The sequence below is a fragment of the Amycolatopsis thermophila genome (assembly GCF_030814215.1).
In the GTDB taxonomy this organism is placed as follows: Bacteria; Actinomycetota; Actinomycetes; order Mycobacteriales; family Pseudonocardiaceae; genus Amycolatopsis_E; species Amycolatopsis_E thermophila.
The window spans coordinates 3,253,873-3,267,283 of sequence record NZ_JAUSUT010000001.1 but is presented as its reverse complement, the minus strand read 5'-3'; the positions used below and the strand labels follow the sequence as shown (position 1 = coordinate 3,267,283).

12 protein-coding genes are annotated in these 13,411 nt (G+C 72.5%); 8 read left to right on the top strand and 4 right to left on the bottom strand.

Translation table 11 applies throughout. From position 1 onward, the window contains the following. Positions 1-4: 4 nt before the first annotated feature. Entirely contained in the window at positions 5-1,075 is a 1,071-nt protein-coding gene (gene glpX / locus FB470_RS16215; RefSeq protein ID WP_306992454.1) for a class II fructose-bisphosphatase, read from the top strand. Continuing rightward, positions 1,072-2,004 (top strand): S1 family peptidase, encoded by a 933-nt coding sequence (locus FB470_RS16210; protein ID WP_306992453.1) that lies wholly within the window; start codon positions 1,072-1,074, stop codon positions 2,002-2,004. The genes glpX and FB470_RS16210 overlap by 4 nt, the downstream gene beginning before the upstream one ends. Here FB470_RS16210 and FB470_RS16205 read toward each other — a convergent pair whose 3' ends face one another. Beyond that, positions 2,005-2,979, bottom strand: coding sequence for an NAD(P)/FAD-dependent oxidoreductase (locus tag FB470_RS16205; RefSeq protein ID WP_306992451.1), 975 nt, complete (start codon positions 2,977-2,979; stop codon positions 2,005-2,007). It abuts the gene before it with no gap. A 103-nt stretch (positions 2,980-3,082) separates the two neighbouring features. Here FB470_RS16205 and FB470_RS16200 point away from each other — a divergent pair, with 103 nt between their 5' ends. Continuing rightward, entirely contained in the window at positions 3,083-4,480 is a 1,398-nt protein-coding gene (locus FB470_RS16200; RefSeq protein ID WP_306992450.1) for a class II fumarate hydratase, read from the top strand. Between the two features lie 96 nt (positions 4,481-4,576). Next, positions 4,577-5,452, top strand: coding sequence for a helix-turn-helix transcriptional regulator (locus tag FB470_RS16195; RefSeq protein WP_306992448.1), 876 nt, complete (start codon positions 4,577-4,579; stop codon positions 5,450-5,452). On the opposite strand, the gene FB470_RS16190 is transcribed toward FB470_RS16195, so the two are convergent. Further along, positions 5,419-6,108, bottom strand: coding sequence for a zf-HC2 domain-containing protein (locus tag FB470_RS16190; protein ID WP_306992447.1), 690 nt, complete (start codon positions 6,106-6,108; stop codon positions 5,419-5,421). The genes FB470_RS16195 and FB470_RS16190 overlap by 34 nt on opposite strands. Before the next feature lie 156 nt (positions 6,109-6,264). On the opposite strand from FB470_RS16190, the gene FB470_RS16185 reads away from it, so the two are divergent. Beyond that, positions 6,265-6,819, top strand: coding sequence for a sigma-70 family RNA polymerase sigma factor (locus tag FB470_RS16185; RefSeq protein ID WP_306992446.1), 555 nt, complete (start codon positions 6,265-6,267; stop codon positions 6,817-6,819). 784 nt (positions 6,820-7,603) lie between these two features. On the opposite strand, the gene FB470_RS16180 is transcribed toward FB470_RS16185, so the two are convergent. Then, the gene (locus FB470_RS16180; RefSeq protein WP_306992444.1) at positions 7,604-8,179 is read right to left on the bottom strand and encodes a TetR/AcrR family transcriptional regulator; all 576 of its coding nucleotides are present in this window, start codon (positions 8,177-8,179) and stop codon (positions 7,604-7,606) included. Between the two features lie 68 nt (positions 8,180-8,247). Here FB470_RS16180 and FB470_RS16175 point away from each other — a divergent pair, with 68 nt between their 5' ends. Together FB470_RS16175 and FB470_RS16170 are read left to right on the top strand one after the other, a co-directional pair. Beyond that, on the top strand, positions 8,248-9,177 hold the full coding sequence (locus FB470_RS16175) for a DMT family transporter (protein WP_306992442.1): 930 nt from the start codon (positions 8,248-8,250) through the stop codon (positions 9,175-9,177). Continuing rightward, positions 9,138-10,649, top strand: a complete 1,512-nt coding sequence (locus tag FB470_RS16170; protein ID WP_306992441.1) for an ATP-dependent DNA ligase — start codon at positions 9,138-9,140, stop codon at positions 10,647-10,649. Before FB470_RS16175 ends, FB470_RS16170 begins: the two co-directional genes overlap by 40 nt. Positions 10,650-10,729: 80 nt before the next feature. On the opposite strand, the gene FB470_RS16165 is transcribed toward FB470_RS16170, so the two are convergent. After that, the gene (locus FB470_RS16165; RefSeq protein WP_306992439.1) at positions 10,730-12,256 is read right to left on the bottom strand and encodes a CehA/McbA family metallohydrolase; all 1,527 of its coding nucleotides are present in this window, start codon (positions 12,254-12,256) and stop codon (positions 10,730-10,732) included. Between the two features lie 126 nt (positions 12,257-12,382). Here FB470_RS16165 and FB470_RS16160 point away from each other — a divergent pair, with 126 nt between their 5' ends. Beyond that, complete coding sequence (locus FB470_RS16160) at positions 12,383-13,408, top strand: FecCD family ABC transporter permease (protein WP_306992437.1); 1,026 nt, start codon at positions 12,383-12,385, stop codon at positions 13,406-13,408. Positions 13,409-13,411: the final 3 nt, after the last annotated feature.

Below are 13,411 nucleotides of genomic sequence, written 5' to 3'. Positions count from 1 at the left end.
AGCAATGACCAGCGGCACCCCGTCCCCGAGCTCGACCAGACGCAAGGAAGCGCCGGATCGCAACCTCGCGATGGAGCTGGTCCGCGTCACCGAGGCCGCGGCGATGGCCGCGGGACGCTGGGTCGGCAAGGGCGACAAGAACGCCGGCGACGGCGCGGCCGTCGACGCGATGCGGCAGCTGATCTCGACCGTCTCGATGCGCGGCGTCGTCGTCATCGGTGAGGGCGAGAAGGACGAAGCCCCGATGCTCTACAACGGCGAAGAGGTGGGCAACGGGGACGGCCCGGCCTGCGACGTCGCCGTGGACCCGATCGACGGCACGACGCTGATGTCGAAGGGCATGCCGAACGCGCTGGCCGTCCTCGCGGTCGCCGAGCGCGGCGCGATGTTCGACCCGTCGGCGGTCTTCTACATGGAGAAGCTGGCGGTGGGCCCGGAGGCGGCGGGCGTGGTCGACCTGTCCGCGCCGGTCGCGGAGAACATCCGCCGGGTCGCCAAGGCCAAGCACACCGAGGTCTCCGACGTGACGGTCTGCATCCTCGACCGGCCGCGGCACGAGCAGCTGGTCAAGGAGGTCCGTGAGGCGGGCGCCCGGATCCGGTTCATCTCCGACGGTGACGTGGCCGGCGCGATCGCCGCGGCCCGCCCGACCACCGGTGTCGACATGCTGTTCGGCATCGGCGGCACGCCGGAGGGCATCATCACCGCGTGCGCGATGAAGTGCCTGGGCGGCGAGCTGCAGGGCCGGCTGTGGCCGAAGGACGACGCCGAGCGGGAGAAGGCGATCGGCGCCGGGCACGACCTGGACCGGGTGCTCACCACGGACGACCTGGTGCGCGGCGACAACGTGTTCTTCTGCGCGACCGGTGTCACCGACGGTGACCTGCTGCGCGGCGTGCACTACCGCTCCGGCGGCGCGACCACCCAGTCGATCGTCATGCGCTCCAAGTCGGGCACGGTGCGGTTGATCGACGGCTACCACCGCCTGACCAAGCTCCGCGCGTACTCCTCCGTCGACTTCGACGGCGTCCTGACCGGAACCCCCGACGACGATGTGGTGCCACCGCTGCCGTGAAACGCCTCCTGCTGATCGCCGCCGCCTGTCTGCTCGCCCTGGGCACGGTCGCGCAGCAGGCGGCGGCCCGGCCGGACCTGGTCGGCGGCGTGTCCGCCGACCAGAACTACTCGTTCGTGGCGTCGCTGCAGACCTCTGCGGGACGGCACTTCTGCGGCGCGTCGCTGATCGCGCCGCAGTGGCTGCTGACCGCGGCGCACTGCGTGTCCGACCAGACCCCGGACGCGGTCACGGCCCGGATCGGCAGCAACGACCGCACCCAGGGCGGTGAGGTCGCCAAGCCGGACCGGCTGATCGTGCACCCGAACTACAACCCGAGCGGCGCGGGCGGCGACATCGCCCTGATCCACCTGGCCGCACCGGTGCAGGCCGCGCCGGTCGGGCTCGGCACGTCGACCGCGGCCGGCACCTCGGTGCGGCTGCTCGGCTGGGGCCAGACCTGCCCCACGCCCGGCTGCGGTGCGGCGCCGGTCGACCTGCAGCAACTGGACACCAGTCTGGTCGACGCGACGCGCTGCGCATCGATGGACGCCGCCACCGAGCTGTGCACGGACTCGCCCGGCGGCAAGTCCGGCGCCTGCTACGGCGACTCGGGCGGCCCGGAACTGGTGCGGGCCGGCGACCGGTGGCTGCTGCTGGGCCTGACCAGCCGCTCCGGCAACAACGACCCGGCCTGCACGACCGCACCCTCGATCTACACCTCGGCCGTGGCGTACACGCAGTGGATCGCCTCGCAGACGGCGCCGCCGCCACCACCGGCGCCGCCGCCACCACCGGCGCCGGCGCCCACTCCAGCGCCGTCGCCGACACCGGCTCCGGCGCCCACTCCGGCTCCGTCGCCGAGCCCGGCGCCCAACCCGGGACCGGCTCCCGCACCGTCGCCGAGCCCCACACCGACTCCGACCTCGACTCCGGCGCCGCCCGCGTAGTCAGGCGTTGCTGGAGTGCCCGGGGAACAGGTGGGCCTCGGGATCGAGGGTGACGGCGATGTTGTTGACCGCGGTCGCGGCCTCGCCGAACCCGGTGGCGATGAGCTTGACCTTGCCCGGGTAGGCGGCGACGTCCCCGGCGGCGAAGACCCGCTCGACGCCGGTCGCCATCGTCGAGTCGACGCGGATGGCGCGCTGGTGTATGTCGAGTCCCCAGTTCTCGATCGGTCCGAGGTCGGCGGTGAACCCGAGCGCGGCCACCACGGCCTGGGCCGGCAGCACCTCCGGCTCGGCACCCTTGACCTGCACCTCGACCTCGGCGAGCCGCCCGTCCGGCCCCTCCCGCAGGGCCGTGACCTCGGCATCGGTGATGATCCGCGCCCCCAGCTCGCGGGCCTGCCCGACGATCGACTCGGCGGCCCGGAACTTCGCCCGCCGGTGCACGAGTGTCACGCTCGCCGCGAGCGGGTGCAGCGCCAGCACCCAGTCGAACGCCGAGTCGCCGCCGCCGACCACCACGACGTCCTGACCCGCGTGCGCGTCCAGCGACGGCACGAAGTGGACCATGCCGCGGCCCAGCCAGCCGTCACCGGCGGGCAGCGGGCGCGGGGTGAACTCACCGATCCCGGCCGTGATCAGCACCGCCCCGGCGTGCACCACCTCGCCGCCGTCGAGGACCACGTCGAGCCCGTCGGCGCCGCGGCGCAGCTCCTCGGCCTTGCGTCCGAGCAGGTACCGCGGGTTCCACGGCGCCGCCTGCTCGACCAGGCCCTTGACCAGGTCGCGGCCGCGGACCGCCGGAAACCCGCCGACGTCGTAGATCAGTTTCTCCGGGTACATCGCGGTGACCTGGCCACCGGCCTCCGGCAGCGAGTCGACCACCGCCATCGACAGCCCGCGGAAACCGGCGTAGTACGCGGCGAACAACCCGGTCGGGCCCGCCCCGACGATCAGCACGTCCACTGACAGATCCATGGACCAACCGCCCTTCGCCGTGATCCACCTCACCTTCGATCTAACCATTCCGGGTGCTCAAACACACGGAGCGAGCGCCGGGCGGAAGGGCCAGACTCGGGTTATGGCTGAACAGGAATACCGGATCGAACACGACACGATGGGCGAGGTGAGGGTGCCCGTCGACGCGCTGTACCGGGCCCAGACCCAGCGCGCCGTCGAGAACTTCCCGATCTCCGGCCGCGGCCTCGAGCGCGCCCAGATCCGCGCGCTCGGCCTGCTCAAAGCCGCCGCGGCGCGGGTCAACGCCCGCTTCGGCGTGCTCGACGCCGATCTGGCGGAAGCGATCGCGCAGGCCGCCGACGAGGTGGCTGAGGGCAAGCACGACGAGCACTTCCCCATCGACGTGTTCCAGACCGGCTCCGGCACGTCGTCGAACATGAACGCCAACGAGGTCATCGCGACGCTGGCGAGCCGCGCGCTGGGCAGCGACGTGCACCCGAACGACCACGTCAACGCCTCGCAGTCGTCGAACGACACGTTCCCGACGACGATCCACATCGCCGCCACCGAGGCCGTGCTGGCCGACGTCATCCCGGCGCTGAAGCACCTCGCCGAGACGATCGAAACGCGCGCCGGCGAGTGGCAGGACATCGTCAAGTCCGGCCGCACGCACCTGATGGACGCCGTGCCGATCACGCTCGGCCAGGAGGCCGGGGCGTGGGCGGCGCAGGTCCGGTTCGGCATCGAGCGGCTGGAGTCCGGGCTGGGCCGGCTCGGTGAACTGCCGATCGGCGGCACCGCGGTCGGGTCCGGCCTGAACGCGCCGGAGGGCTTCGGCGCCGCGGTGGCCGGCGAGCTGGCGAAGGTCACCGGCCTGCCGCTGACCGAGGCGCGCAACCACTTCGAGGCGCAGGCCAGCCAGGACAGCGTGGTCGAGACCTCGGGACACCTGCGGACGGTGGCGGTGTCGCTGGCCAAGATCGCCAACGACCTGCGCTGGCTGGGTTCCGGCCCGCGCACCGGCCTGGCCGAGCTGCAGCTGCCGGACCTGCAGCCCGGGTCGTCGATCATGCCGGGCAAGGTCAACCCGGTCATCCCGGAGGCGACGCTGCAGGTGGTCGCGCAGGTGATCGGGAACGACGCGGCGGTGGCCTACGCCGGTTCGCAGGGCAACTTCCAGCTCAACGTGAACCTGCCGGTGATCGCGCGCAACGTGCTCGAGTCGGCGCGCCTGCTGGCCGCGGTGTCGCGCCTGCTCGCCGACAAGGTGATCGCCGGGATCACGGTCAACGAGGAGCGCACCAGGGCCTACGCCGAGGGTTCGCCGTCGATCGTGACGCCGCTGAACTCCTACATCGGCTACGAGGAGGCCGCGGCGGTCGCCAAGCAGGCTCTGAAGGAGCTGAAGACGATCCGCGAGGTCGTCATCGAGCGCGGGTACATCGAGCAGGGCAAGCTCACCGAGGCCCAGCTCGACGAGGCGCTCGACGTGCTCCGCATGGCGCGCGGCGGCAAGTGAGTGCCGTGGAGGCCACCCCGCGCGGGTGGCCTCCACGTTTCGGCCTGGGTCTGTCAGTACCAGGCAAGTCGGTGGACGCGTCCGGATACTGGAGGCATGGTCGATCAAGCCGAACTGGGCGCGTTCCTCAAGGCCCGGCGTGCCGCGCTGGACCCGCAGGACCTGGGCCTGCCGCAGGGGGTGACCCGTCGGCGGGTCGCCGGGCTGCGCCGGGAGGAACTGGCCCAGCTGGCTGGCATCAGCGTCGACTACCTGACCCGGTTGGAGCAGGGGCGCGCGCGGAACGTGTCCGACGAGGTGCTCGATTCACTCGCCCGTGCATTGCGATTCACTCCGGACGAGCGCCGGTACCTGCACAACCTCGCGACGCCACGTCGCAAGCGGCCGGTGCGCTCTCCGGCGCAGCAGGTGCGCCCGGCGTTGCAGCAGTTGCTGGACGCCATGGCGGTGCCCGCGTTCATCTTGGGCCGCTACCTGGACGTGCTGACCTGGAACCCGATGGGCGGGGCGATCGCCTTCGACTTCGGCTCGGTGCCGCCGGAGGAGCGCAACATGCCGAAGCTGATCTTCCTCAACGAGGACGAGGCGCGCGTCCTGCACCCCGAGTTCGACCAGGTCTGCCAGGACCTGGTGGCCAACCTGCGCGCCGAGGCCGGCCGGTGCCCCGACGACCCGCGTCTGGCCCAGCTGATCGGCGAGCTGTCGCTGGGCAGCGACCTGTTCCGCCGGCTCTGGGCCGGACACCGCGTGCGGGAGAAGGCCCACGGGCACAAGCTGATCCGCAACCCGCTGGTGGGCGATCTGCACCTGCGATACGAGACGTTGCGCCTGCCGGACGAGCCCGACCAGGCGCTGGTCACCTACACCGCGGAGCCCGGTTCGGAGTCCGAACGGGCACTGGAGTTGCTCGCCGCCTGGGTGTCCACCGATCACCTCGATCAGGCCACGTTGCGCCGCGCCGCCGGGGGCTGATGCCGGCTGGACCGGGTAGGCCGCCCGTCCACGGTTTCGTGGCCGTGGTCGGCCGGGTCCGGTCGGCGACCGCCGCGCCGGGCGATCAGCACCGCGCAGAACACCCCGAACAGCAGCGGTAGATGCGTGCCGAGGCGCGGCCAGCCGACACGGCCGCCGATCAGGTCCAGCAGCGACAACCCCACCAGCAGGGCCGTGAAGCTGAGCAGCACCGGCAGCTGGGCCCGGGCCTGGCGGGGTTTCGCGGCCGCCCACAGCAGGGCGATCGCGATGGCGAAGTTGAACGCCGCCGCCTCGTGCTCGAGGTGTGATCCGGGCTGGACCGCCATCGCGCCGCCCATCCCGGGCGGCAGGAACAGCAGGGACACGACCAGCGAGAGCTGGGCGACTGCCGCGATCGCCAGTGACCAGCGCGGCCAGTCCGACTTCGCCGAGCCGGACGGTACGGGCCGGTGGCCGAGTACGCGTGGCGCGACGTCGGGCGTGGCCCCGGCCGGTTCCAGGCGGGCGAGCCTGGTGACCGCGGCCGCGTCGTCCTGCCAGGTCAGGCAGGCCGGGCAGGAGGTGACGTGCCGGTCCAGCGCGGACGGGTCCACGCCGGGGTCCTCGCCGTCGAGGGTGGCCGAGATCGCCTCGCGCGCGGTCGCACAGTCCATATCCGCCTGGTCGTCGGGCGCTGGGCGATGGTTCCCCCTCACCGCACCGGATGCTGGGAGCGGTTGGGATTTCACGCTGCGGTGATGTTCCATTGACGCCGCGTGATGCCGGGGCCGTGGGGTCATCGGCCGGGGCCGCACTGGGAGGAACGCGAAGTGGACGACGACGAGATCACCCGGCACGCGTTCGCGGCGGCGCGCGGCGATCGGGTGGCCGCCGAACGCTTCGTGTCCGGCACGCAGCGGCAGCTGCACCGGTTGCTGACCTACTTGTCGGATCCCGGCGTAGCGGAGGACCTGACGCAGGAGACGTACCTGCGGGCTTTCGCGGCGCTGCCGTCGTTCGCCGGGCGGTCGCCCGCGCGGATGTGGTTGTTGTCGATCGGGAAGCGGGTCGCGGCCGATCACCTGCGCACCGCGCGGCGCCGGCCGCGGACGAGCCAGGTCGAGGACTGGGTGGCGGCCGCCGAGCAGGGCGGCGCCCGGACGCCGGACCACGGTCGCCTCGTCGTGCTGCGGAAGCTGGTGGCGGACCTGGAACCCGAGCGGCGCGAGGCGTTCGTGCTGACGCAGGTCATCGGGCTGTCCTACGCCGAGGCGGCCCAGGTGTGCGAGTGCGCCATCGGAACGATCCGGTCGAGGGTGTTCCGGGCGCGGGAGGACCTGACGGCCGCGATGAGCGTCCACGACCCGGCGGCGTCCCTCGGCTGAGCCTCAGCGGGCACTGCACCCATCCCGTCGGCGCACGATGTGGTGGCGGACGAAGCACGCGCGGTGTGGGTGCGGGCCCCGGGATCGCCGACTCCGCCGGCCCGCCCACGCCGTCGGCACGCACCTTGCCGGACGCGCCGCGCCTTCCAGGGGTCAGCACCCCCTCCCCCGCCCGCCGGCTCCCGCCCCCACCGGGCCGCGCACCGCCGGACCTCGGCTCTCGCCGGCCACCTCGCTCGGTCGCTCCGGCTCCCGCCCCACCGGGCCGCGCACCGCCCGACCCCGCACCACGGCTCCCGCCGACCCACCTCGCTCGGCCGCTCCGGCTCCCCGGCTTCCACCGCGAGACCGCTCCCCCAACCGGCCGCACCCCGCCAGCCACCGGCTGCGCACCCCGGCCTCCCGCCCCGGATCCGGCCGCAAACCCCCCAGCTCACCCAGCCTCCGCATCCCGGCCATCGTCGCGAGCGGGCGCCACCGTCGCGAGCCGCGCCCACGGACGCGCACCCCAGCCTCCGCCACACCTCAACCCCATCTCCGGCCGCAAACCCACCAGCTCACCCGGCCACCGGCCACCGCCCCGAGGCGGCGCCATCGGACACGCACCCCAGCCGCCGTCAGCGCCCCGCACTCCGGCTGCCGCCCGGAGCCCGGCCCACCTCACCCGGCCGCCCCGGCACCCGGCTTCCGCCGCCAGGCCGCGCCCCGCACCCCGCCTCCCGCCGCGAGCTTGGCCCACCTCACCCGGCCGCCGCACCACCGGCTTCCACCACACACGCGCCCTTCACTCAGCCGCCTCCTGCAGCAACCCCTTCGCCAGCCGCTTCGCCGTCGCCACCGCTGTCGGCGCCACCCCCAGCGAAGCCGCCACCGTCGCACCCTCCACGAGGATCAACAGCTCCTCCGCCAACCGACCCGGCCGCCGCACCCCGGCCTCCGTCGCGAGCCCGCGCAGGTAGTCCAGCAGCCACCGCTTCGACTCCGCGATCACCTGCCGCCCTGGGTGATCAGCCGCGGGTAGCTCCGCGTGCGCGTTCACGAAGGCGCAGCCCCGCGCGTTCTCGGTCCGCATCCAGTCGGCCAACGCATCGAACACCCGCAGGAGGCGACGCTCCGGCGTCGCGCGCGGGTCCGCGAACGCCCGCACCCGCTCCCGCCACCGCTCGTCGCGGCGGCGCAGGTAGAGCGCGATCAGCTCGGCCTTCGAGCCGAACCGGTCGTACAGGGTTTTCTTGGTGACGCCGGCCTCGGCGGCGATGGTGTCCACGCCGACCGCGTGGATCCCGTTGTCGTAGAACAGTTTCCCGGCGACCTCGAGGATGCGTTCGGCGGCCGGGGTCAGCGGCTTCTGCGTCTCCACGATTTGACAGTACACCCACCGGTATAGCTACCGTGACTACACAGAACGGTATACATGGAGGAGGCCGCATGGGCCGGAACGTCATCGCCGGGGCCGGGTTCGTCCTGTTCTGGAGCTCGGGGTTCGTGGGCGCCACGCTGGGTTCCCGGTCCAGCGGCGCGGTGACCCTGCTCGCCTGGCGGTTCATCGTCGCCGGCCTGCTGCTCGGTGCCTGGTGGGTGTTCCGGCGGCGCTCGATGCGACCACGCGACGTCGCCGTCCAGGCGGGTCTCGGCGTGCTCTCCCAGGGCGCCTACCTGTACTTCGTGTACGCGGCGGCCGATCTCGGCGTCGCGCCCGGGACGTCGGCGCTGATCGCCGCGCTGCAACCGATCGTCGCGGTGGTGCTCGGGCAGTTCGTGCTCGGCGAACGAGCCGGGCCACTGCGGTGGGCGGGACTGGTGGCCGGACTCGCCGGAGTCGCGCTGGTGGTCGGCGGGGACCTGTCGGGACGGCCGGGCACGCCGGTGCTCGCTTACGGGATGCCGTTCCTGGCGATGCTCGCCCTGGTGGCCGCGACCCTCGTCGAACGCCGGACGGCGTCGGACGTCCCGCTGGCGGACGGCCTGGTCGTGCAGTGCGTCACCAGCATGGTGCTGTTCACCGGGATCGCGGCGGCGACCGGGCAACTGGTCCCGCCCCGGGTTCCGGACTTCTGGTTCGCGATCGGGTGGGTCGTGCTGTTCTCCACGTTCGGGGGATACGGGTGCTATTGGCTGGTGCTCCGGCGTAGCTCGGTGACGACCGTTTCGACCCTGCTGTACCTCACACCGCCGACAACGATGGTGCTCGCCTGGATCATGTTCGGTGACACGATCACGCTGCGTGGTCTGCTCGGACTGGTGGTCTGCCTGGCCGCGGTGGTCCTGGTCCTGCGCCGTCCCCGGAAATTGTCGGAGGGGCGAGAGATGATGACCGCATGCTCCTCGCCGACGTCGTCACCGCCTCCGCCTCGCTAGCGGCCACCCGCTCGCGCAAGGCGAAGATCGCGACGCTGGCAGACCTGCTCAACCGCGCCGGTGAGCGGGAACTGCCCGCCGTCGTGGCCTTCCTGACCGGTCAGCCCACCCAGGGCCGCATCGGGACGGGGTGGCGCACGCTGGCCGAGCTGGGCGCGAGCCCGGCCGCCGAACCGAACCTGACGGTCGCCGAGGTCGACGACGTCCTCGGCGAGGTGGGAGCAGCCTCCGGCAGCGGGTCGGTGAAACGCCGCTCCGGCCTGCTGGCGGAGTTGTTCGGCCGCGCCACCGAACCCGAACAGCAGTTCCTGTTCCGCCTGCTCACCGGCGAGCTGCGGCAGGGCGCGCTGGAAGGCGTGATGCTGGACGGGATCGCCGCGGCCGCGCGGGTGCCGGCCGAAGCGGTCCGGCGCGCGTTCATGCTGTCCGGGCGGCTGCCGGTCACCGCTCAGGCCGCGGTCACCGGCGGCGAGGCCGCGCTCGGGGAGTTCGGGCTCGAACTGGGGCGTCCGCTGCGGCCGATGCTGGCGTCCCCGGCCGAGTCGCTCGACGAGGCGGTGCGCGAGCACCCGTCCGCCATTGTCGAGTTCAAAATGGACGGAGCCCGCATCCAGGTGCACCGCGACGGCGACGAGGTGCACGTGTACACGAGAACACTGCGCGAGATCACCCAGCACGTGGGCGAGCTGGTGTCGCTCGTCCGGGCGCTGCCGTGCCGGTCGGTGGTGCTCGACGGCGAGACGCTCGCGCTGACCGACGACGGCAGGCCACGGCCGTTCCAGGAGACGATGAGCCGGTTCGGCAGCACGCGCGAGGAGCAGGTGCGCGCGTTGCTGTTGCGGCCGTACTTCTTCGACTGCCTGCACCTGGACGGCACGGACCTGCTGGACGAGCCGTTGCGGGACCGCAACGAGGCGCTGCGCCGGGTGGCGGGCGAGCACCTCATCCCCGGGCGGACCGAACCGTCCGATCCGGACGCGATCCTCGCGGCCGCCCTCGAAGCCGGGCACGAGGGCGTGATGGTCAAGGCGCTCGACTCGCCGTACGCGGCGGGGCGGCGGGGCCGGGCGTGGCTGAAGGTGAAGCCGGTGCACACGCTCGACCTCGTCGTCCTCGGCGCGGAGTGGGGCCACGGCCGGCGCACCGGGTACCTGTCCAACCTGCACCTCGGGGCCCGCGACCCGGACGGCGGGCCGCCGATCATGGTGGGCAAGACGTTCAAGGGGCTCACCGACGAGCTCCTGGCGTGGCAGACGAAGACGTTCCAGGAGATCGAGTCCCACCGCGACCGCTGGACGGTGTACGTCCGGCCCGAGCTGGTGGTCGAGATCGAACTGGACGGTGCCCAGGTCAGCACCCGATATCCGGGCGGCGTCGCACTGCGGTTCGCCCGCGTGGTGCGGTACCGCCCGGACAAGGACGCGGCCGACGCCGACACGATCGACGCCGTCCGCGCCACGGTGAAGGGCTGAGGGGAGGTAGCCGGTTCGACAACTCCACGCCGCGACATGCGGTTCCGACTGCCGGGCCCGGACGTCTCACGCAGTCGCGGTCAGAGACGGCCGAGGAAGATCGGGTTCGTCATCGCGGCCATCGCGCCGAAGTTCAATCCTGGCGACAACGCGGGGGCACCCGCGGATCCATCAGCAAGGGGGTGACGCACCTCAGCACGCACATAAGCCGACACCGCGGGCGTGGTCAGCCACGTCACGCTGCCCGTCCCCGAAGCGGGAAGGCTCTGCTGGAACACCTGTCCCTCGTCGGTGATCAGGCGGACGGTTCCGCCGGGCACCCCCGAGACGTCCAGTCGCGCGGCCACCTGGTCGCCGGCGGCGACGTCGAGGCGGTCGCCGATGCCCGCGGCCTGACCGCGCGGTCCGGTCGCCACGAGTGACAGTTCCACGCCGGCCGACTCGGCGATCCAGCTCCGCCCGGCCCTGATCCCGTCGAGGATCGCGTCCCGGGTGAGCGCGTCGGCGAGCACCACGGTCTGCGGCAGGCCGATCACCTGGCCCGGGTTGTGCGCGTCGCTGTTGCCCATCGCGGGCAGCCAGCTTCCCTTGCCGCGCACGGATTCCACCAGGGTGTTGTCCCATTCGGACACGGCAGCGTCGTCGTCCCACGTCCACGGGCCGTTCCACACCTCGACCGCGTCGAAGCCGGTGTACCCGAACTTGAAGTTGCACCCGACCCAGGGGCAGTACGGGTGCGCGGCGACGCAGAGGCCTCCGGAACGGTGCACCTCACGCTGGTACTCGGGCAGCTCGTTGTCGCGGGAGCGGTACCGCCAGTCGACGAACTGGCCGGGCCGCACGCCGAGCGCGAGCCAGTGGCCGTTGCGGGTGGTGACCTCCTCACCGAGCACGATCAGGAGGTCGTCCCCGGCGAACTCGCCCCACACCCCGTGCGACGAGGACGTGTTGTGGTCGGTCGAGGTGATGAAGTCGAGCCCGGCCTCGCGGGCGCCGGCGGCCACCTCGGCGGGCAACCGCTTCCCGTCCGAGTGCACGGTGTGCAGGTGGCAGTCGCCGCGGTACCAGCGGCGGCCACGGACGCGCGTGCGCTCCGGCGGGTAGTTCGGCTGGTAGGCCGACCCGGCCGGGCCGTAGGTCAGCGTCACCTCGACGCGGTAGTTCGTGCCCTGCGGCGCGATCGTGTACGGGCCGAGCACGATGTGCCACGTGCCGCGCGTGACGTCGCCGGGCAGGTAGCCGGGGGTGGCCTCGGTGCGGCTGATCGAGAAGCGGTCGCGGAACCCGCCGGACCAGCCGCGGAACCCGTCGCCGCCGAGGCCGGTGCCACGGTTGTCGAAGATGCCGATGTCGCAGGAGTTGCCGGGCGTTCCGGCGGGCACGGCCGGTTTGTCGTAGCTGTAGACGACGGACACTTGGCTGACGCCCGCCGGGACCTCCACCGGCAGGTACACGAAGTCCTCGGTGCCCGGTTCGAGCCGGCCGGTCAGGACCTTCGTCTCGGTGCGTCCTTCGGCGGCTTCGGCGAACGTCACCGGCGCCAGCGTCACCGCCCCCGCCACGGATGCCGCCTGCAGGAAACCGCGTCGGGAAACCCCACAACCCATGCACATGGCGCTATGCCATCAGCGAGGGGTGACGGTCTCCAGCCGCGGGCCCGTACACCGCATGTCGAGAACCTGAACGAACATCACACTTCCGAGGTTAGGTACGGCTAAGCTAAGTTGCAGAGCGTGAACGCGCTCCTGTCACCGACGGTGACCAGAACCGTGGCCAGGCGGCCGCTGTTCTTGGTGTCCTTGCTGGTGGCGCTGGTCGTCGCGGTCGCGTTGAGCCTGGTGCTGGGCAGCAACGACCTCGGGCTGGGCACAGCGGTACGGGTGTTGCTGCACGACGACGGCAGCGAGGCGGCGACGATCGTCCGTGACGTGCGCCTGCCCCGCACGACGCTCGGTGTGCTGGTCGGGCTCGCGCTCGGCGCCGCCGGGGTGCTCATGCAGGGGCACTCCCGGAACCCGCTGGCCGACCCGGGCCTGCTCGGCATCAACGCCGGCGCCGCGCTCGCCGTCGCGCTGGCCGCGCAGCTGTTCGGCATCGCCGATCCCGGCAGCCAGGTGTGGTTCGGCTTCGCCGGTGCCCTGGTCGCGACCGCCGCGGTGTTCGCGATCGGGTCGAGCGGGCGGCAGCTCAGCCCGGTGCCGATGGCGCTCGCCGGTGCGGCGGTGATGGCGCTGCTGTCCACGTTCACTTCGCTGATCATCCTCAGCTCGAACCCCACGCTCGACGTCTACCGCCGCTGGGTAGTCGGCTCGATCAGCGGCCGGGATGCGGGGATCAGCCTCGGCATCCTGCCGTTCGTGGTCGCCGGGCTGGTGCTGGCGATGATCAACACGCGGGCGTTGAACGCGGTGTCCCTCGGCGAGGACACCGCGCGGGGTCTCGGCCAGTCGGTCGTGGCGAGCCGCGTGGTGGGCCTGGCCGCGATCACGCTGCTCGCCGGCGCCGCGACGGCCGCCGCGGGGCCGATCGCCTCTCTGGGCCTGATCGTGCCGCACGTGGTCCGTGCCGTGACCGGGCCCGATCACCGGTGGCTGATGCCGTGTTCCGCGGTGGCCGGCGCGGTGCTGCTGCTGGTCGCGGACGTCGTGGGCCGCCTGATCGCCGGCCCGGCGGAGGTCCCGGCGGGCATCGTGCTGGCCATCCTGGGCGGCGGAGCCTTCGTCCTGATCGCCCGGCGCACCCGCCTCGTGAGGCTCTGATGC